This is a genomic window from Geodermatophilus obscurus, assembly GCF_900115395.1.
GTDB lineage: Bacteria > Actinomycetota > Actinomycetes > Mycobacteriales > Geodermatophilaceae > Geodermatophilus > Geodermatophilus obscurus_B.
Window position 1 is genome coordinate 71,582 of the sequence record NZ_FOWE01000013.1, and the last position, 19,387, is coordinate 90,968.

Sequence of the window (19,387 nt, forward strand, 5' to 3'; positions counted from 1 at the left end):
GAGCGGTAGCCTGGCCACTTCCCCGGGTACGCCGCCGACAGGCGCCCCGTGTGTGGGTGCGCCGCCGGCGCCGTCCCGGGAGTGCGGTCCGCCGAGCACGAGCTCCGACCGGTGCAGGAGGGGAGGGAGCCCGTGTCCGCCACGCGACAGCAGGACGAGGCCACGACGCGGCTGGCCGGCTGGATCGAGCCCGTCGTCACCGGCGCGGGGTACGACCTGGAGGAGCTGGTGGTCACCCCCGCCGGCCGCCGCAGCGTCGTCCGGGTCGTCGTCGACCGGGACGAGGGCGTGTCCCTCGACGACGTCGCCGAGGTCAGCCGGGCGGTGTCGGCGGTGCTCGACCAGAACGACGGCGACCTCGGCCGCGCCCCCTACGTCCTCGAGGTGACCAGCCCCGGCGTCGACCGGCCGCTGACCGAGCCGCGGCACTGGCGGCGCAACACCGGCCGGCTCGTCGCGGTGACCGTCGGCCCGGCCGGGGCGACCGAGCAGGTGACCGGCCGCGTCACCGCCGTCGACGACGCGGGCGTGACCCTCGCCGTCGAGAAGCCCGGCAAGCCGGGTGCGCGGCGCAAGCCGCCCACCCCGCGGCAGGTGCCGTGGGACCAGCTGGGTCCCGGCCGGGTGCAGGTCGAGTTCGCCCGCCCGGACCGCAGCGACACCCCTGGCGACGACGTGCACGACACCGACGACGACACGCACGACGACACCGACGACACGGACGACGAGATCGACCCGGACGACGACCTGGCCGACGACCTGGCGGACGACGAGGGCGACGACGGAGGAGCACAGTGAACATCGACGTGACCGCCCTCAAGGCGGTCGAGCGGGAGAAGGGCATCCCCGCCGACACGGTCATCGAGGCGATCGAGACGGCGCTGGTGACCGCCTACCGGCACGCCGACGGCGCCGCCAAGCACGTCCGGGTCCACGTGGACCGCAAGAGCGGCGAGGTCGCGGTCCTCGCCCAGGAGATGGGCGCCGACGGCGAGGTCGTGCGCGAGTGGGACGACACCCCCTCCGACTTCGGCCGGATCGCCGCCAGCACCGCCAAGCAGGTGATCGTGCAGCGGCTGCGCGACGCCGAGCACGAGCAGACCTTCGGCGAGTACGCGGGCAAGGAGGGCGACATCGTCAGCGGCGTCGTCCAGGCCGACGCCCGCCGCAACGCCCAGGGCTCGGTGCTGGTCGACATCGGCAAGGTCGAGGCGGTGCTCCCGGCCGCCGAGCAGGTGCCCGGCGAGCGCTACCCCCACGGCAGCCGGCTGCGCGCCTACGTCGTGTCGGTGGCCCGCACCTACCGCGGCCCGCAGGTGACCGTCTCGCGCACCCACCCGAACCTGGTCCGCAAGCTGTTCGCCCTCGAGGTCCCCGAGATCGCCGACGGCAGCGTCGAGATCGTCGCGGTGGCCCGGGAGGCCGGGCACCGCTCGAAGATCGCCGTCCGCACCTCCGTCCCCGGCCTCAACGCCAAGGGGGCCTGCATCGGCCCGATGGGGCAGCGGGTGCGCAACGTCATGAGCGAGCTGCACGGCGAGAAGATCGACATCGTCGACTGGTCCGACGACCCGGCGACGTTCGTGGCCTCGGCGCTCAGCCCCGCCCGGGTGAACTCCTCGACCCTGGTCGACCCGAAGGCGAAGGCCGTGCGGGTGGTCGTCCCGGACTACCAACTCTCGCTGGCCATCGGCAAGGAGGGGCAGAACGCCCGCCTGGCCGCCCGCCTCACCGGCTGCCGCATCGACATCCGCAGCGACGCCCAGGCCGACGACTCCGCGCCCTCCCCGGGTGTGGGCCGGCCGCCGCTGCGCTCGGGCCCGCCGCCGGTGCGCGCCGGTGCGCCCGGGGGCCGCCCGTCCCCCGGTGGAGGGGCTCCGCGCTCCGGTCCACGGCGCCCGGAACACCGGGGGCCCGCCGCGCGCTAGAGTGACAGGTGGCCGAAACGTCGATCCCGGTGCGCACCTGTGTGGGCTGCCGGAAGCGCGCTCCGGTCACCGACCTGTTGCGTGTCGTCCTCCGGGCCGGGGCCCTCGTCCCCGATCCGCGACGGAGGCTCCCCGGACGGGGGGCGTCCCTGCACCCCACCCCGGAGTGCCTGCACGCAGCGGAGCGACGCCGGGCCTTCCCCCGGGCGCTGCGCCTCCCCGGAGGCGGCGCCGCGGTGGAGGCCGGTCCGCTCCGGGCCCACGTCCTCGGTGCCTCCGCGCCGGGGGACCGCGACCCGGGACGGGCGAGGACGGACGAACGACAGACCGCACCCCAGACGGACCGGCACCCGGCCGGTCCGCACGTCGAGAGCAGGACGTCGTCGGATGAGCAAGCCGTGAAGTCCCCACGATGACAAGCCAGACCATGCACCACTGACGACGAGGTCGCGCGGGCGAGCCGCCGGCCTCACCAGAGGAGATCCGTGCCAGGCAAAGCCCGCGTCCACGAACTCGCCAAGGAGTTCGGGGTCGACAGCAAGACCGTGCTCGCCAAGCTCAAGGAGCAGGGCGAGTTCGTGAAGTCCGCCTCCTCCACCGTCGAGGCCCCCGTGGCCCGGCGGCTGCGGGAGGCCCTCGGCGCAGCGTCCGGCGGTAACGGGAACGGCAACGGCGGCTCCGCCGCCGGCCCCCGCCCGTCCGCGCCGCGCCCCGCCGCGCCCTCGCCCGCCGCGCGTGCCCCTCAGGCACCCGCCGCGCCGCAGGGCCCCGGCTCCCCGTCCACCCCCGCGCCGTCGGCCGGTGTCACCCCGGGTCCGCGCCCGGGTGCGCCGCGTCCGGGGATGCCGGCCCCCGGTCCGCGTCCGGCCGCGCCCCAGGCGCCGGCCGCGAGTGCTCCGGCGGCCAGTGCTCCGGCGGCCAGTGCTCCGGCGGCCAGTGCTCCGGCGGCCAGTGCTCCGGCGGCCAGTGCCCCCGCGGCCAGTGCCCCGGTGCAGCAGCCGGCCGCCCAGCAGCCGGCCGCCCAGCAGCCGGCCGCGTCCCAGGGTCCGCGTCCGGCGGCTCCGGGCGCCCCGCGTCCCGGCAGCTCGGCACCGCGTCCCGGTGCCGGTCCGGTCCCCGGTCCGGCCGCCCGTCCGGGTGCCCCGCGCCCGGCGGCTCCCGGCGCGTCCCGTCCCGGCGGCGGCGCTCCCGGCGCTCCCGGTGCCGGTCCGCGGCCCGGTCCCCGTCCGGCCCCCCGGCCGGGCAACAACCCCTTCAGCAGCGCCCCGCGTCCGGGTCCGGCTGCCGGTGGCCCGCGTCCGGGTCCGGCTGCGGGCGGCCCGCGCCCGGGTCCGGCTGCCGGTGGCCCGCGTCCGGGTCCCGGTGCCGGCGGTCCCCGTCCGGCCCCCGGTGCCGGCGGTCCCCGTCCCGGTGGCCCCCGTCCCGCGGCGGGCCCGGGCGGTCCCCGGCCGAACCCGGGCATGATGCCGCAGCGGCCCTCCCCGGGCATGATGCCGCCGCGTCCGGCCGGTGCCGGTCGTCCCGGCGGCGGTCCCGGTGGTCCCGGCGGCCGCGGTCGTCCGGGTGGTCCCGGCGGTGGCGGCGGCTTCCGTCCCGGTGGCGGTGCCCCCGGTGGCGGCGGTGGCGGTGCTCCCGCGGGTGGTTTCCGCAGCGGTGGCGCCGGCGGTGGTGGCCGCGGCCGTGGTCGTGGCGGCTCGGGTGCGGGCACGGCGGGTGCCTTCGGGCGTCCCGGCGGCCGTGGTCCGGTCCGCGGGCGCAAGAGCAAGAAGCAGCGGCGTCAGGAGTTCGACTCCATGGCGGCGCCCAGCATGGGCGGCGTCAGCCTGCCGCGTGGCCACGGACAGGTCGTCCGGCTGCCCCGCGGTGCCTCGCTGACCGACCTCGCCGAGAAGATCGGCGCCCAGCCGGCCGCGCTGGTCACCGCGCTGTTCCACCTGGGCGAGATGGTCACCGCGACGCAGTCGGTCAACGACGAGACGCTGCAGCTGCTCGGCGCGGAGATCGAGTGGAACATCCAGGTCGTCAGCCCCGAGGACGAGGACCGCGAGCTCCTCGAGACCTTCGACCTCACCTTCGGCGACGAGGGTGACGCGGAGGACTGGGTCGCCCGCCCGCCGGTCGTCACCGTCATGGGTCACGTCGACCACGGCAAGACCAAGCTGCTGGACGCCATCCGCAACAGCAACGTGGTGGCACGCGAGGCCGGTGGCATCACCCAGCACATCGGCGCCTACCAGGTCGTCACCGAGCTGGAGGACGACGAGCGTCCGATCACCTTCATCGACACCCCGGGTCACGAGTCGTTCACCGCGATGCGTGCCCGAGGCGCGAAGGTCACCGACATCGTCGTGCTGGTCGTGGCGGCCGACGACGGCGTCATGCCGCAGACGGTCGAGGCGCTCAACCACGCCCAGGCCGCCGAGGTGCCGATCGTGGTCGCGGTCAACAAGATCGACAAGGAGGGGGCCAACCCCGCCAAGATCCGTCAGCAGCTCACCGAGTACGGGCTCGTGGCCGAGGAGTACGGCGGCGACACGATGTTCGTCGACGTCTCGGCGACCACCCGCCAGGGTCTCGACGAGCTGCTCACGGCGATCCTGCTGACCGCCGACGCCGAGCTGGACCTGCGCGCCAACGCCGAGCAGGACCCGCAGGGTGTGGTCATCGAGGGCAAGCTGGACAAGGGCCGGGGCCCCGTCGCCACCGTCCTCGTCCAGCGCGGCACGCTGCGCCAGGGCGACTCGATCGTGGCCGGCGACGCCTACGGGCGCGTCCGGTCGCTGCTCGACGAGCACGGCAACAAGCTGAAGGAGGCCCTGCCCGCCCGCCCGGTGCAGGTCGTCGGCCTCACCTCGGTGCCGCGTGCGGGCGACACCTTCCTCGTCGTCGAGGAGGACCGCGTCGCCCGGCAGATCGCCGACCGCAGGCAGGCCCGCATCCGCAACGCGCAGAACGCCTCCATGCGCAAGCGGATCAGCCTCGAGGACCTCGACGCGGCGCTCAAGGAGAACCGTCAGCTCAACCTGATCATCAAGGGCGACAACTCGGGCACCGTGGAGGCGCTTGAGGAGGCCCTGATGAAGATCGAGGTGAGCGACGACATCTCGCTGCGGGTCATCCACCGCGGCGTCGGTGGCATCACCAAGAGCGACATCGACCTGGCGCTGGCCGACGACGTCATCGTCCTGGGCTTCAACGTCCGGGCCGAGGGTCAGGCCACCGAGCTCGCCAACCGCGAGGGCGTCGACGTCCGGTACTACTCGGTCATCTACCAGGCGATCGAGGAGATTGAGGCGGCCCTCAAGGGCATGCTCAAGCCGGAGTACGAGGAGGTCGCGCTCGGCTCGGCCGAGGTCCGCGAGGTCTTCCGCGTGCCGCGCATCGGCAACGTGGCGGGCTCCATCGTCCGCAGCGGGGTCATCACCCGGAACTCGAAGGCCCGGCTGGTCCGTGACGGGGTGGTCGTCGCCGACAACCTCACCGTCGAGTCGCTGCGTCGCTTCAAGGACGACGTGACCGAGGTCCGCGACGGCTACGAGTGCGGTATCGGGCTCGGGTCGTTCAACGACATCAAGACCGAGGACGTCATCGAGACGTTCGAGATGCGCGAGAAGCCGCGCGCGTAAGGCAGGGCACGACGTCGCCGGCAGCAGGTCCCAGGGAGGAGACCGGGTGTTCACCGGGTCGCTGACCGCGGACCTGCTGCTGGGCGACGTCCACTCGCTCAAGGGCAAGCGCGCCGTCGTCCGGCCGATCGTGGCCGAGCTGCGGCGCCGCTTCGCCGTCGCTGCCGCCGAGGTGGGCGACCTCGACCTGCACCGCCGCGTGCAGGTCGGGGTCGCCACCGTCGCCGGGGACGCCGGTCAGGTGACCGACGTCCTCGACGCGTGCGAGCGGTTGCTGGCCGAGCGGCCGGAGGTGACGCTGCTGTCGACGCATCGGCAGCTGTTCTCCGACACGGACTAGCCCGGCCAGCTCCTCCCGCACGTCCCCGTCCGACCGGACGCGCTCCCGGGCGCGCCCCCGACCCCCGGAGGTCCGCCGTGGCCGACCCCGCCCGCGCCCGCAAGCTCGCGGTGCGCATCCGCCAGATCGTCTCCTCGGCGATCGAGTCGCAGATCAAGGACCCCCGGCTCGGGATGGTCACCGTGACCGACGCCCGGGTCACCAGCGACCTGCGCGAGGCCACGGTCTACTACACCGTCTACGGCGACGAGACGGTGGTCGCCGACTCCGCCCGGGCCCTCGCCAGCGCGACCGGCGTGCTGCGCTCCACCGTCGGCCGGCAGACCGGCATCAAGTTCGTGCCGACGCTGACCTTCGTCGCCGACATGGTCCCCGACACCGCCCGTGAGCTCGACGAGGCCCTCGAGCGCGTGCGGCACGCCGACGCCGAGCTCGCCCGGCTGCGGGAGAACGCCACCTACGCCGGGGACGCCGACCCCTACCGGCACCCCGACGCCGACGACACCGACGAGGAGCACCCCACCGAGGAGTCCGGGAGCACCCCGTCGACGCAGACCACGTCGACGCAGACCAGGAGTGCCTCGTGAGCGAGAACGACCCCGATCCGTACCTGCCCGACGAGGGCCAGGGCCGGTCGGAGCTCGGGGGCCGCGCCGAGCCGAACGCCGGCGACCCCACCGACGGCGGCCGCACCGGGCAGATCGGCGAGGTCCCCAGCATCGCCGAGGACGAGCCGGACGACGGCGGTCCGCCGCTGCCACCCGGCGGCGGGCTGGTCACCGAGGACACCAACGCCTCCCCGGTGGCCGACCCCGGCCCCGGCGCCTGACGGGATGACGACGACCCCCGCGACGCCGGCGACCCGCACCCCGGCCGCGGTCCTGGCGGCCGCCGCCGACGCCCGGGCCACCGTGGTGCTCTCCGGCCACGTGCAGCCCGACGCCGATGCCCTCGGCAGCACCCTCGCCCTCGCCGAGGGGCTGCGCCGCCGCGGCGCACGGGTGAGCGCCACCTTCCCCGGTCCCGCGGTGCTGCCGGCGTCCCTGGGCTGGCTCCCCGGCGTCGAGGGGCTGCTGCCGTCGACCGCGGTCGACCCCGCGCCGGACGTCTTCGTCAGCCTCGACGTCGCCTCCCCGAACCGCCTCGGCGAGCTCGCCGGGCTGCTGGAGAACGCCGGCACCTCCGTCGTCGTCGACCACCACGCCAGCAACCCCGGCTTCGGGCACGTCCGGCTGGTCGACCCGGCGGCGCCGGCCACGGTGGTCCTGGTGGCGGGCCTGCTCGACGAGCTGGGGATCGGGCTGGACGCCGACCTCGCCACGCTGCTCTACGCCGGGCTGGCCGCCGACACCGGCTCCTTCCGCTTCGGCAGCACCCGCCCGGATACCCACCGGCTCGCCGCCCGGCTGCTCGCCACCGGCATCGACCACGCCGCCATCAGCCGGCGGCTGTTCGACACCGCGCCCTTCGGCTGGCTGCGGCTGCTGTCGGCGGTGGCCGGGCGGGCCGTCCTCGAGCCGGCCGTCGGCCGCGGCCTGGTGTGGACCTGGTCGAGCACCGCGGAGGCCGCCGAGCACGGCCTGCCCGGCGAGCAGCTCGAGGCGCTCGTCGACGTCGTCCGCGCGACCGAGGAGGCCGACGTCGCCTGCGTGCTCAAGGGGCAGGCCGACGGGACGTGGTCGGTGTCACTGCGCTCCCGCGGGGGCACCGACGTCGCCCGCGTCGCGATGGCGCTGGGCGGCGGCGGGCACCGCATGGCCGCCGGCTTCACCTCGCACGCCGACCGTGACGGCACCGTCGACCTGGTCCGCCGTCTGCTGAGCGGCTCCACGACCACCGCGCGGTGACCGCGGCGGGTGCACCCGGCCGTCCCGGTGTCCTCGCGCTGGCGGTGCCGGCGCTGGTGGTGCTGGCGGCCGAGCCGCTGTACCTGCTGGTCGACACCGCCGTCGTCGGCAACCTGGGCACCGTGGCGCTCGGCGGCCTGGCCGTCGGCGGCGGGCTGCTGGCCTGGGCCGCCGCGCTGCTCAACTTCCTCGCCTACGGCACCACCGCCCGCGCCGCCCGCCGAGCCGGGGCCGGTGACCGCGCGGGCGCCGTCGCCGAGGGGGTGCAGGCGACCTGGCTGGCGCTGCTGCTGGGGGCCGTCGTCGTCGCGCTGTTCCAGCTGCTGGCCGGGCCGCTGACCCGCGCCCTGGCCGGCGGCCCCGGCGAGGTGGCCGCCGCGGGGGAGCAGTGGCTGCGCATCGCCGGCTGCGGCGCGCCGCTGCTGCTGGTCTCGCTGGCCGGCAACGGCTGGCTGCGCGGCGTGCAGGACCTGCGCAGGCCGGTGCGCTTCGTGCTGGCCGGCAGCCTGCTCAGCCTCGTGCTGTGCCCGCTGCTGGTGTACCCGGCCGGGCTCGGCCTGCCCGGGTCGGCGGTCGCCAACCTCGCCGGGCAGTCCCTCACGGCGGCGCTGTTCGTGCGGGCGCTGCTGCGCGAGGACGCCGACCGGCGGTTCCGCCCGGCCGCCGTCCGCGCGCAGCTGGTCCTGGGCCGCGACCTGCTGCTGCGCGCCACCGTGCTGCAGGTGGCCTTCCTCGTCGCCGCGGGCGTGGCGGCGCGGGCCGGGCAGGCCCAGCTCGGGGCGCACCAGATCGCGCTGCAGCTGTTCCTGTTCCTCGCGCTGGTCCTCGACGCCTACGCCATCGCCGCCCAGACGCTGGTCGGCTCCGCCCTCGGTGCCGGCCGGCCCGACGAGGCCCGCGCCACCGCCCGGCGGGTCACGCTGTGGGGCCTGGGCACCGGCGTCCTGGTCGCCGTGCTGCTGCTGGCCGGGCGCGACCTGCTCGTCCCGATGTTCACCGGCGACCCCGCGGTGCGTGCCCAGGCCGAGCTCGTGTGGTGGTTCCTCGCCGGGTTCCAGCCGCTGGCCGGGGTGGTGTTCGCCCTCGACGGCGTGCTCATGGGGGCCGGCGACGTCGGCTACCTGCGCACGGTGACCATCGGCGCGGCCCTGGCCGGGTTCCTCCCCCTGTCGCTGCTGTCGGGCCCGCTCGGCTGGGGCCTGGCCGGTGTGTGGACCGGGCTGACGGCGTTCATCGCGCTCCGGCTGGTCGCCGTGGTGGCCCGGGTGGCGGGGGAGAGGTGGCTGACCGCACCTGCGACGGTGGGCGCATGAGCCGCCGCCGAGCCGCCGACGCCGACGTGACCCCGGCGATCCTCCTGGTCGACAAGCCCGGCGGGATGACCTCGCACGACGTCGTCGCCCGCGCCCGGCGGGTGCTGTCGGTCCGCCGCGTCGGCCACGCCGGCACCCTCGACCCGATGGCCACCGGCCTGCTCGTGCTCGGCGTCGGCGCCGCCACCCGGCTGCTGGGCCACCTGGGGGGCTCGGACAAGGTCTACGACGCCACCGTCCGCCTCGGGCAGACCACCGTCACCGACGACCGCGAGGGCGAGGTCCTCACCACCACCCCCGCCGGCCACCTCGACGACGACGCCGTGCGCGCCGCACTGGCCGCGCAGACCGGGCCGCTGCAGCAGGTGCCGTCCTCGGTGAGCGCCGTCAAGGTCGCCGGCCGCCGCTCCTACGACCGCGTGCGCGCCGGCGAGGAGGTCGTGCTCGAGCCGCGGTCGGTCACCGTCCACCGCATCGACGTGCACCGCGTCACCCGGTCCGCGCCCGGCCTGCTCGACGTCGAGGTCACCGTCGCCTGCACCGCCGGCACGTACGTCCGCGCCATCGCCCGCGACGCCGGTGCCGCGCTCGGCGTGGGCGGGCACCTCACCGCCCTGCGCCGCACCGCCTCGGGCCCGTTCACCACCGCGCAGGCCGCGCCGGTCGAGGAGGCCGCGGCCGCGCTCACCGCCGGCGGCGGGCGGGGGACGCTGACCCTCACCGACGCCGCCACCGCGATCTACCCCGAGCGCCGCCTCGAGGAGGACGAGGCGCGCGCCCTCGGGTACGGGCAGCAGATCGCGGCCACCGGCCGGCCCGGGCTCAGCGCCGCCGTCGACCCGGCCGGCCGGCTGGTCGCCCTCGTCGAGGACGCCGGTGCCACGGCCCGCGTCGCGGTCGGCTTCCCGGCCGGCTAGTCCCGGGTGATCCGCCCGATCAGCGGGTCGTCGAGGTGGGCGAGCAGGTCGGCCGGGTCGTCGTGGACCTCGTCGGCGCCCTCCTCGAGGAGCTCCGCGCGCGAGATCCCGCCGCACGTCAGCGCGATGCTCGGGAAGCCCGCGTCCCGGGCGGCCCGCACGTCCCACACCGTGTCGCCCACCGCGACCGTCCGGGCGGGGTCGAGGCCGTGGGCCCCGGCGGCGGTCTGCAGCAGGTCCGGCGCCGGCTTGGCCGACTCGACGTCGGCCGACGTCGTCGACCCGTCGACGACGTCCTCGCCGCCGACCGCCGGGACCATCCACTCCAGGTCGGCGTCCTCGCCGCTGGTCGCCAGCACCACCGCCAGCCCCCGCTCGCGGCACGCGGCGAGCAGCTCGTCCACCCGCGGGAAGGCCGCCACCAGCTCGCGCAGGGGCTCGTAGCGCCGGGTCTTGGCCTCCGAGACGCGCTCGGCCTCGGCGTCGGGGACGTCGTCACCGAGCAGGTGCGTCACCAACTGCTCGCTGGCGATCCCGATGGCGCGGTGGCAGGCCGCCATCGGGACGTCGGCGTGCCCGGTGTCGCGGAAGGCCTGCCACCAGGCGAGGACCTGCAGGTAGTTGGTGTCGAGCAGGGTGCCGTCGACGTCGAGGAGCACGCCGGGTCGCTTGGCCTGGGTCACGGCGTCATCCTTCCCCGGCTGCCGCGTCCCCGCCCCGGTTAGGCGGGACGGGGAGCAGGGCAAGGGGCAGCCATGAGCGTCGTGAAGATCAACGCGATCGTGGTGCCGCCGCACGCCCAGGAGCGCTTCGAGGAGCGCTTCCGCGGCCGCGGCGGAGCCGTGGAGAAGACCCCCGGCTTCGAGTGGTTCGAGCTGCTGCGGCCCGTCGAGGGCACCGACCAGTACCTGGTCTACACGCGGTGGGAGAGCGAGGAGGCCTACCGCTCGTGGGAGGGCGGCCAGGACTTCGCGCGCTCCCACGGCGGCGGCGGGGACGAGCTGGCGCCCGCGGCGAGCGACTCGCACCACCTGTGGTCCTACGAGGTGGTCGAGAGCTCGGCGCCCGACCGGCCCTGAGCACTCCCCGGCGGCGGTCGGCTCCCGGCCGCCGCCGGCCCCGGCGCTACTGTGAGCGGCGGGCCGGTCGTCCGCCGGTCCCCCTCGAGCACGCGCAGGTGGGAGACATGACCGACACGCTCGCCGACACCCGCACCTCCTCCCGGTCCTTCACCGAGAGCGTGTCGGTGACCGTGGAGGACGTGACCCGCCGCCCGGTCGCCGAGCGCGAGGCGGTGCTCGCCGACCCCGGCTTCGGGCGGCACTTCACCGACACGATGTTCGTGGCCCGCTACACCGCCGGCCGCGGCTGGCACGACGCCCGGTTGACGCAGTACGCGCCGCTGCAGGTCGACCCCGCCACCGCCGCGCTGCACTACGCCCAGTCGATCTTCGAGGGGCTCAAGGCCTACGCCCAGCCCGACGGCAGCGTCGCCACCTTCCGGCCCGAGGCCAACGCCGCCCGCTTCGCGCGCGGCGCCCGCCGGCTGGCCATGCCGCCGGTGCCCGAGGAGGCGTTCGTCGCCGCCGTCGACGCCCTCGTCGACGCCGACCGCGACTGGGTGCCCACCGGCCCGGACCAGACCCTGTACATCCGCCCGTACCAGCTGGCCACCGAGCCCTTCCTGGGCGTGCGGCCGGCCAACGAGTACCTCTTCCTGGTCATCGCCAGCCCGGCCGGGGCCTACTTCCCGCGCGGCGTGCACCCGGTGAGCGTCTACCTCTCCGAGGACTACATCCGGGCCGCGCCCGGCGGCACCGGCGACGTCAAGTGCGCCGGCAACTACGCCGCGAGCCTGCTGGCCCAGGAGCAGGCGATCGCCGCCGGCTGCGACCAGGTCGTGTGGCTCGACGCGGTGGAGAAGCGGTACGTCGAGGAGATGGGCGGGATGAACCTGTTCTTCGTCCTCGGCTCCGGCGACGGCGCCGAGCTCGTCACCCCCGAGCTCACCGGCACGCTGCTGCCCGGCATCACCCGCGACTCGCTCATCGAGGTGGCGCGCGAGCGCGGGATGCGGGTCACCGAGCGGCGGTTCAGCGTCGACGAGTGGCGCTCGGGCGTGGCCGACGGCACGGTCACCGAGACCTTCGCCTGCGGCACCGCGGCGGTCATCACCCCGGTCGGCGAGGTCAAGGCGCGCACCGGCGACTTCACGGTCGGCGACGGCACCCCCGGGCCGGTCACCATGGGCCTGCGCGGCGCCCTGCTCGACATCCAGCACGGCCGGGTGCCCGACACCCGCGGCTGGCTGCACCGGGTCGCCTGAGCGGCCCGGCGGACGGGGGAGCGGGGCGCGTGCGGCGCTGGCGTGGGGTCGCCGACACCCCGGCCGACCTGGGCCGGACGGTGGTCACCGTCGGCATGTACGACGGCGTCCACCGCGGTCACCAGAAGCTCATCGGCACCGCCGTCGCCCGCGCCCGCGCGCTCGGCCGGCCCTGCGTGCTGGTCACTTTCGACCCGCACCCGACCGAGGTCGTCCGCCCGGGCTCGCACCCGGCGATCCTGACCTCCCTCGACCGCAAGGCCGAGCTGGTCGCCTCGCTCGGCGTCGACGGGATGTGCGTCATCCCCTTCACCGCCGCCTTCAGCCGCCTCACGCCGGAGGAGTTCGCCCACGGCGTGCTCGTCGAGGACCTGCACGCCGCGGCCGTCGTCGTCGGGGAGAACTTCACCTACGGGCACAAGGCCGCGGGCAACGTCGGCACGCTGACCCAGGAGGGCCGCCGGTTCGGCTTCGCCGTCGAGGGGATCCCGCTGGCCGGCGACGAGGCCGCCGACGGCGCGGTCACCATCTCCTCGACCTACGTCCGCGCCTGCGTGGCGGCCGGCGACATGGAGAGCGCGGCGCGGGCGCTGGGCCGTCCCCACCGCGTCGACGGCGTCGTCGTGCGCGGCGAGCGGCGCGGCCGGGAGCTGGGCTACCCGACGGCGAACGTCGAGTGCCCGCCGTACACCGCGATCCCGGCCGACGGCGTCTACGCCGGCGCCCTGGTCACCCGCGACCCGTCCGGCGCGACCCTGGGCAGCGCCCCCGCCGCGATCTCGGTGGGCACCAACCCGACGTTCCAGGGCTCGCGGCGGACCGTCGAGGCCTTCGTGCTGGACTTCTCCGGCGACCTGTACGGCGAGCACGTCGGTGTCGAGTTCGTGCAGCGGCTGCGGCCGATGACCTCCTTCCCCGGCGTCGACGCCCTCGTCGCGGCGATGGCCGACGACGTCGCGCACACCCGCACCGTGCTGGGGCTGCCCCCCGCCGGGTGATCACCGCGCCGGGCCGTCCGCGGCCCGCTGGTAGCCTCGGGGAGTCGGGCCCAGCCCGACGTGTGTGAGATCTGCCCCCGTGACCCAGACCGGGGGCCACACGTGACCAGGCCGGGAGGCCCGCCCATGGCGCTCGACAGCGCGACGAAGCAGCAGATCATGACCGACTACGCGACGGTCGAGAAGGACACGGGCTCGCCCGAGGTCCAGGTCGCGATGCTCACCCGCCGGATCAGCGACCTGACCGAGCACCTCAAGCAGCACAAGCACGACCACCACAGCCGGCGGGGCCTGCTCCTGCTGGTCGGCCGTCGCCGCCGGCTGCTGAACTACCTGGCCAAGACCGACATCAACCGCTACCGCTCGCTCATCGAGCGGCTCGGTCTGCGCCGCTGACACCAGAGGGGACCGTCCCACCGGGACGGTCCCCTCTCTCGTGGGGCGTCCGCCCCACGGGACCACGGCCCCCGGCCGTGCACCCCGACGCTGGTCGGTCCTCGGTAGTGGCCTCCGGGCATGGCCTCCCCTCGCGGGGGGAACGTCCCCGGGGGCTTCGATCGAAGACCGGCTCACCCGGGAGCAGTCCGGCGCAGGGCGCCACGAAGAGGACGTCGCCGCATGCGACGTAGGAAGAGGACGACGTGTCCGCACCCACCACCGCGAGCAGCCAGACCACCAACGGCGTGGCTGCCGAGTACGACCCCGAGGACGGGGTCACCACCGCCACGGCGGTCATCGACAACGGCAGCCACGGCAGCCGCAGCATCACCTTCGAGACCGGGCGGCTGGCCAGGCAGGCCGCCGGCTCGGTCGTCGTCACCATGGGCGACACCATGCTGCTGTCGGCCACCACGGCGAGCCGGCAGCCCAAGGAGCACTTCGACTTCTTCCCGCTGACGGTCGACGTCGAGGAGCGCATGTACGCCGCCGGGCGCATCCCCGGCTCGTTCTTCCGCCGCGAGGGCCGCCCCAGCGAGGACGCGATCCTCACCTGCCGCCTGATCGACCGCCCGCTGCGCCCGACCTTCGCCAAGGGCCTGCGCAACGAGGTCCAGGTCGTCATCACCGTGCTGTCGCTCGACCCGGCGCACCTCTACGACGTGCTGGCCATCAACGGCGCCTCGGCGTCCACCCAGCTGTCGGGCCTGCCGTTCTCCGGCCCGGTCGGCGGCACCCGCGTCGCGCTGGTCGACGGCCAGTGGATCGGCTTCCCCACGCACGCCGAGCTCGAGGACGCCGTCTTCGACATGGTCGTGGCCGGCCGGCTCCTGCCCGACGGCGACGTCGCGATCATGATGGTCGAGGCCGAGGCCACCGAGAAGACGATCCAGCTGGTCGCCGACGGTGCCACCGCCCCGACCGAGGAGGTCGTCGCCCAGGGTCTCGAGGCCGCCAAGCCCTTCATCCGGGCGCTGTGCGAGGCCCAGTCCGCGCTGGCGGCGAAGGCCGCCAAGCCGGTCGCGGAGTTCCCGCGCTTCCTCGACTACCAGGACGACGTCTACACCGCCGTGGAGTCCGCGGCCCTCGACCGCCTGACCCAGGTGCAGTCGATCGCCGGCAAGACCGAGCGCAACGACGCCACCGACGCGCTCAAGGACGAGGTCGTGTCCTCCCTGGCCGAGCAGTTCGCCGGCCGCGACAAGGAGGTGTCGGCCGCCTTCCGCGCCGTCACCAAGAAGGTCGTCCGCCAGCGCATCCTGCGCGACAAGGTCCGCATCGACGGCCGCGGCGTCACCGACATCCGGCCCCTGTCGGCCGAGGTCGAGGTCGTCCCGCGGGTGCACGGCTCGGCGCTGTTCGAGCGCGGCGAGACCCAGATCCTGGGCATCACCACGCTGAACATGCTGCGCATGGAGCAGCAGCTGGACACGCTCTCGCCGGTGAACCGCAAGCGGTACATGCACAACTACAACTTCCCGCCGTACTCCACCGGTGAGACCGGCCGCGTGGGCTCGCCCAAGCGCCGCGAGATCGGCCACGGCGCGCTGGCCGAGCGGGCGCTGGTCCCGGTGCTGCCCGACCGCGAGGAGTTCCCCTACGCGATCCGGCAGGTGTCGGAGGCGCTGGGCTCCAACGGCTCGACGTCGATGGGCTCGGTCTGCGCCTCCACCCTCGCGCTGCTCAACGCCGGCGTGCCGCTCAAGGCCCCGGTCGCCGGCATCGCCATGGGCCTGGTCTCCGACGAGGTCGACGGCAAGACCGAGTACGTCGCGCTGACCGACATCCTCGGCGCCGAGGACGCGTTCGGTGACATGGACTTCAAGGTCGCCGGCACCAAGGACCTCGTCACGGCCCTGCAGCTGGACACCAAGCTCGACGGCATCCCGTCCGACGTGCTCGCCCAGGCGCTGACCCAGGCCCGCGCCGCCCGCCTGCACATCCTCGACGTCATGAACGAGGCCATCGACGGCCCCGACGAGATGAGCCCCTACGCCCCGCGCGTGACCACGGTGCGCATCCCGGTCGACAAGATCGGCGCGGTCATCGGTCCCAAGGGCCAGATGATCAACTCGATCCAGGACGAGACCGGCGCCGAGATCACCATCGAGGACGACGGCACCATCTACGTCGGCGCCTCCGACGGCCCCTCGGCGCAGGCCGCGGTGGACCGCATCAACGCGATCGCCAACCCGCAGATGCCGAAGGTCGGGGAGCGCTTCCTCGGCACGGTCGTCAAGACCACGCCGTTCGGCGCCTTCGTCTCGCTGCTGCCGGGCAAGGACGGCCTCGTCCACATCAGCAAGCTCGGTGGTGGCAAGCGCATCGGCAAGGTCGAGGACGTCGTCAACGTCGGCGACAAGCTGCAGGTCGAGATCACCGACATCGACGCCCGCGGCAAGATCAGCCTGGTCCCCGTGGCCGCGGACGGTGCCGGCGACGGCGCCGCCCCGTCCGGCGACGCCGCTGCGGCCGACGCCCCGGCCGACGCCCCGGCCGACGCGCCCGCCGAGGCCTGACACGGTCGCCGACCCGACGACGTCCGGGGCCGGGACGGTGACGGGGTCCGCTGACCTCGCCTCCGTCCCGGCCCCGGCCGGCGTCACGCGCGTCCTCGACGTCGACGAGGTCGGCGGTCGCGTCGAGCGGACCGTGCTGCCCGGCGGGCTGCGGGTGCTCACCGAGACGATGCCGGGGGTCCACTCGGCGACCCTCGGGATCTGGGTGGGCGTGGGCTCGCGCGACGAGGACGACCGCGTCGCCGGGTCCTCGCACTTCCTCGAGCACCTGCTGTTCAAGGGCACCCGCAGCCGTAGCGCGCTGGAGATCGCGACGGCGATGGACGCCGTCGGCGGTGAGATGAACGCCTTCACCGCCAAGGAGCACACCTGCTACTACGCAAACGTGCTCTCCAGCGACCTCCCGCTGGCGGTCACGCTGCTCGGTGACCTGGTCACCGAGGCGCTCAACACCGCCGAGGACCTCGAGTCGGAGCGGACGGTGGTGCTCGAGGAGATCGCCATGCGCGACGACGAGCCCTCCGACCTGGTCCACGACCTGTTCTCCGAGACGCTGTTCGGTGACTCCGCGCTGGGCCGATCGGTCCTCGGGACCGTCGACTCGATCGAGGGCCTCACCCGCGACGACGTCGACGGCTGGTACCGCTCGCGCTACACGCTCCCCTCGATGGTGGTCACCGCCTCCGGACGGGTGGACCACCAGCAGGTGCTCGACCTGGTGACGGCGGTCTTCGGCGACCGGCTGTCCGGGGCGGCGACCCCGGCACCGCTGCGCCGCGGTTCCGACCTCGCCCCGTCGCGGCCGGCGCGCCCGGCCGGGCTGGTGTCCCGCCGCACGGAGCAGACCCACCTGCTGCTGGGCAGCCTGGGTCTCAGCCGCTTCGACGAGCGGCGCTACGCCGCGGCGGTCCTGGAGACGGCGGTCGGCGGCGGCATGAGCTCGCGGCTGTTCCAGGAGATCCGCGAGAAGCGGGGGCTGGTCTACAGCGTGGGCTCCGCGCTGACCTCCTACGCCGGCACCGGCACCTTCTCCGTCTACGCCGGCTGCGCGAAGAAGCGGGTGCCGGAGGTGCTGCGGCTGGTCCGCGAGGAGCTGTCGCGGGTGGCCGCCGAGGGGCTGACGCCCGGGGAGGTCGCCCGCGGTCGCGGGCAGCTGCGCGGGGGGACGGTCCTGGCCCTGGAGGACACCGGGTCCCGGATGAGCCGGCTGGGCAAGAGCGAGCTCTCGCACGGCGAGTACGTGCCGGTGCGCGAGGTCCTCGACCGGATCGCCGCCGTCGACGAGGACCAGGTCCGGGCGGTGGCCGCCGACCTTCTCGGCCGGCACACCTGCCTCGCCGTCGTCGGGCCCTACCGCGAGTCCGACCTCGACCGGCTCTGACACCGGTGGCAGAGCCGCACCCCGCCCTGCGCGTGCACGGCGCCCTCTCGCGCGGCGTCCTGGCCGTGACGGTGCTCGTCTCGCTGGCCGTCCTCTTCGCCCCCGGGTCGGACGTGCCGTCCGCGCCCCCGGGCGTGGACAAGCTGGTGCACCTGGCCCTGTTCCTCGCGTTGGCGCTCGCCGGCCGCTGGGCCGGGATCCGTGCCCGCCCGCTGGCCGTCCTGCTCGTCGCCTACGCCGCGCTGAGCGAGGTGGTGCAGGCGCTGTCGGACCTGCAGCGCTCGGGGTCGGTCCTCGACTGGGTCGCCGACGTCGCCGGTGCCCTCCTCGGCCTGCTCCTCTGGACGCGACTCGAGCGACGGGTCCCCTCCCGGTGACCGCGGGGCCGTGGTTGCGGTGCCTGCGCGGCCCGGGAGACTGACCCGGTGACCACCGGCACCCCCGCACCCGACCCCCTGGCACCCGGCGAGCCGCCACGGATCCCGGTCGGCGTCCTCGGCGCCCGCGGGCGGATGGGCACCGAGGTGGTGGGAGCGGTGAACGCGGCCGAGGACCTCGAGCTGGTCGCCATGGTCGACGAGGGCGACTGGCTGTTCAACGTCGCCGACGCCGGCGCGCAGGTGGTCGTGGACTTCACCCGCCCGGACGTCGTCATGGACAACATCCGCTTCTGCATCGACCACGGCATCCACTGCGTCGTCGGCACCACCGGCTTCGACGAGCAGCGCCTGGCGACCGTCGCCGACTGGCTGGAGCCCAAGCCCGACGTCGGGGTGGTCATCGCCCCCAACTTCGGCATCGGCGCGATCCTGCTCATGCGCTTCGCCCAGGAGGCCGCGCGCTTCTTCCCGTCGACGGAGATCGTCGAGCTGCACCACCCCCACAAGGTCGATGCCCCCTCCGGCACGGCCGTGCGCACCGCCCGGCTGGTGGCGGACGCCCGTCGCGCGGCCGGGCTGCCGCCGTCGCCGGACGCCACGACCGACTCCCTCCCCGGAGCCCGCGGCGCCGACGTCGAGGGCATCCCCGTGCACGCCGTCCGGCTGACGGGTCTGGTCGCCCACCAGGAGGTGCTGATGGGCGCGGCGGGGGAGACGTTGACGCTCCGGCACGACTCCTACGACCGAGCCTCGTTCATGCCCGGGGTGCTGCTGGCCGTGCGCGAGGTCGGACGCCGGCCCGGGCTGACCGTCGGCCTGGAGTCCTTCCTCGGGCTCTGACCGGCCCCTCGGGGTGTGACCGAGACCCCGTGTGCACCGCCCCCCGGAGTCGTGTACCGTCTTCTTCGCGCCGGACGGAGCCCGCGAGGGCCACGGAGAGCACCCAGCGGGTGCAGAGCTCCGGAGGACGGCGTAGAGTTGGACAAGCAGCCGCCGAGGATGCCCGTGAGGGTCGAGTTGGTGTGCGTCCGCTCCTTGAGAACTCAACAGCGTGCCGAAAGTCAGTGCCAAGTAGTATCCCCGTCCCGGGCTTGATGTCTGGGTGGGATTCCTTTGGTTGATTGATCGAGATCTGTCAGGTCTCGGTTCTCGGCTGGTTTCAAGCATCTACGGAGAGTTTGATCCTGGCTCAGGACGAACGCTGGCGGCGTGCTTAACACATGCAAGTCGAACGCTGATCCATCTTCGGGTGGTGATGAGTGGCGAACGGGTGAGTAACACGTGGGCAACCTGCCCCCGGCTCTGGGATAACTCCAAGAAATTGGGGCTAATACCGGATGTTCACTGCTTCCCGCATGGGTGGTGGTGGAAAGG

At 74.6% G+C, this 19,387-nt stretch carries 19 protein-coding genes, 1 rRNA gene and 1 pseudogene; 20 read left to right on the plus strand and 1 reads right to left on the minus strand.

Annotated features, from left to right (window positions below; genetic code table 11):
• Positions 1-132 precede the first annotated feature (132 nt).
• The 11 genes and pseudogenes from rimP (at position 133) to truB (ending at position 9,971) form a co-directional block, all read left to right on the plus strand.
• Positions 133-798 carry a ribosome maturation factor RimP gene (gene rimP, locus BM165_RS22425; RefSeq protein WP_143108293.1) on the plus strand — a complete coding sequence of 222 codons (666 nt, stop codon included), beginning with the start codon at positions 133-135 and terminating at the stop codon, positions 796-798.
• Positions 795-1,928 (plus strand): transcription termination factor NusA, encoded by a 1,134-nt coding sequence (nusA, locus tag BM165_RS22430; RefSeq protein ID WP_075015764.1) that lies wholly within the window; start codon positions 795-797, stop codon positions 1,926-1,928. Before rimP ends, nusA begins: the two co-directional genes overlap by 4 nt.
• Before the next feature lie 41 nt (positions 1,929-1,969).
• Positions 1,970-2,344, plus strand: coding sequence for a YlxR family protein (locus tag BM165_RS23995; protein WP_083427622.1), 375 nt, complete (start codon positions 1,970-1,972; stop codon positions 2,342-2,344).
• A 69-nt stretch (positions 2,345-2,413) separates the two neighbouring features.
• Positions 2,414-2,557 (plus strand): annotated as a pseudogene (locus BM165_RS26180) (translation initiation factor IF-2 N-terminal domain-containing protein); the annotation flags it as partial.
• Positions 2,558-3,721: 1,164 nt separating this feature from the next.
• Positions 3,722-5,554: a translation initiation factor IF-2 gene (infB, locus tag BM165_RS25890; RefSeq protein WP_244274419.1), complete on the plus strand. Its 1,833-nt coding sequence runs from the start codon at positions 3,722-3,724 to the stop codon at positions 5,552-5,554.
• Positions 5,555-5,600: 46 nt separating this feature from the next.
• The gene (locus BM165_RS22445) at positions 5,601-5,894 is read left to right on the plus strand and encodes a DUF503 domain-containing protein (RefSeq protein ID WP_073421844.1); all 294 of its coding nucleotides are present in this window, start codon (positions 5,601-5,603) and stop codon (positions 5,892-5,894) included.
• 77 nt (positions 5,895-5,971) lie between these two features.
• Complete coding sequence (rbfA, locus tag BM165_RS22450) at positions 5,972-6,481, plus strand: 30S ribosome-binding factor RbfA (RefSeq protein ID WP_075015766.1); 510 nt, start codon at positions 5,972-5,974, stop codon at positions 6,479-6,481.
• Complete coding sequence (locus tag BM165_RS22455) at positions 6,478-6,723, plus strand: hypothetical protein (RefSeq protein ID WP_075015767.1); 246 nt, start codon at positions 6,478-6,480, stop codon at positions 6,721-6,723. Before rbfA ends, BM165_RS22455 begins: the two co-directional genes overlap by 4 nt.
• A gap of 4 nt (positions 6,724-6,727) precedes the next feature.
• The gene (locus tag BM165_RS22460; protein ID WP_075015768.1) at positions 6,728-7,741 is read left to right on the plus strand and encodes a DHH family phosphoesterase; all 1,014 of its coding nucleotides are present in this window, start codon (positions 6,728-6,730) and stop codon (positions 7,739-7,741) included.
• On the plus strand, positions 7,738-9,054 hold the full coding sequence (locus BM165_RS22465) for an MATE family efflux transporter (RefSeq protein WP_075015769.1): 1,317 nt from the start codon (positions 7,738-7,740) through the stop codon (positions 9,052-9,054). Before BM165_RS22460 ends, BM165_RS22465 begins: the two co-directional genes overlap by 4 nt.
• Positions 9,051-9,971, plus strand: a complete 921-nt coding sequence (gene truB, locus BM165_RS22470; RefSeq protein WP_075015784.1) for a tRNA pseudouridine(55) synthase TruB — start codon at positions 9,051-9,053, stop codon at positions 9,969-9,971. The genes BM165_RS22465 and truB overlap by 4 nt, the downstream gene beginning before the upstream one ends.
• On the opposite strand, the gene BM165_RS22475 is transcribed toward truB, so the two are convergent.
• The gene (locus tag BM165_RS22475; RefSeq protein ID WP_075015770.1) at positions 9,968-10,654 is read right to left on the minus strand and encodes an HAD family hydrolase; all 687 of its coding nucleotides are present in this window, start codon (positions 10,652-10,654) and stop codon (positions 9,968-9,970) included. The two genes, truB and BM165_RS22475, sit on opposite strands and share 4 nt — an antisense overlap.
• A 72-nt stretch (positions 10,655-10,726) precedes the next feature.
• On the opposite strand from BM165_RS22475, the gene BM165_RS22480 reads away from it, so the two are divergent.
• From BM165_RS22480 to BM165_RS22520, 9 genes are all read left to right on the plus strand, one after another.
• Positions 10,727-11,050, plus strand: a complete 324-nt coding sequence (locus tag BM165_RS22480; RefSeq protein WP_075015771.1) for an antibiotic biosynthesis monooxygenase family protein — start codon at positions 10,727-10,729, stop codon at positions 11,048-11,050.
• Between the two features lie 107 nt (positions 11,051-11,157).
• Complete coding sequence (locus BM165_RS22485) at positions 11,158-12,297, plus strand: branched-chain amino acid aminotransferase (protein WP_083427624.1); 1,140 nt, start codon at positions 11,158-11,160, stop codon at positions 12,295-12,297.
• Between the two features lie 29 nt (positions 12,298-12,326).
• Complete coding sequence (locus BM165_RS22490) at positions 12,327-13,295, plus strand: bifunctional riboflavin kinase/FAD synthetase (RefSeq protein WP_075015772.1); 969 nt, start codon at positions 12,327-12,329, stop codon at positions 13,293-13,295.
• 126 nt (positions 13,296-13,421) lie between these two features.
• On the plus strand, positions 13,422-13,691 hold the full coding sequence (rpsO, locus tag BM165_RS22495) for a 30S ribosomal protein S15 (protein WP_075015773.1): 270 nt from the start codon (positions 13,422-13,424) through the stop codon (positions 13,689-13,691).
• A gap of 245 nt (positions 13,692-13,936) precedes the next feature.
• Positions 13,937-16,252 carry a polyribonucleotide nucleotidyltransferase gene (locus tag BM165_RS22500; protein ID WP_075015774.1) on the plus strand — a complete coding sequence of 772 codons (2,316 nt, stop codon included), beginning with the start codon at positions 13,937-13,939 and terminating at the stop codon, positions 16,250-16,252.
• A 37-nt stretch (positions 16,253-16,289) separates the two neighbouring features.
• Positions 16,290-17,633: a M16 family metallopeptidase gene (locus tag BM165_RS22505; protein WP_075015786.1), complete on the plus strand. Its 1,344-nt coding sequence runs from the start codon at positions 16,290-16,292 to the stop codon at positions 17,631-17,633.
• Positions 17,634-17,638: 5 nt separating this feature from the next.
• Positions 17,639-18,010 (plus strand): VanZ family protein, encoded by a 372-nt coding sequence (locus BM165_RS22510; protein WP_083427625.1) that lies wholly within the window; start codon positions 17,639-17,641, stop codon positions 18,008-18,010.
• A 48-nt stretch (positions 18,011-18,058) separates the two neighbouring features.
• Complete coding sequence (dapB, locus tag BM165_RS22515; RefSeq protein WP_208976839.1) at positions 18,059-18,853, plus strand: 4-hydroxy-tetrahydrodipicolinate reductase; 795 nt, start codon at positions 18,059-18,061, stop codon at positions 18,851-18,853.
• Positions 18,854-19,179: 326 nt separating this feature from the next.
• Positions 19,180-19,387 (plus strand): 16S ribosomal RNA (locus BM165_RS22520); the annotation flags it as partial.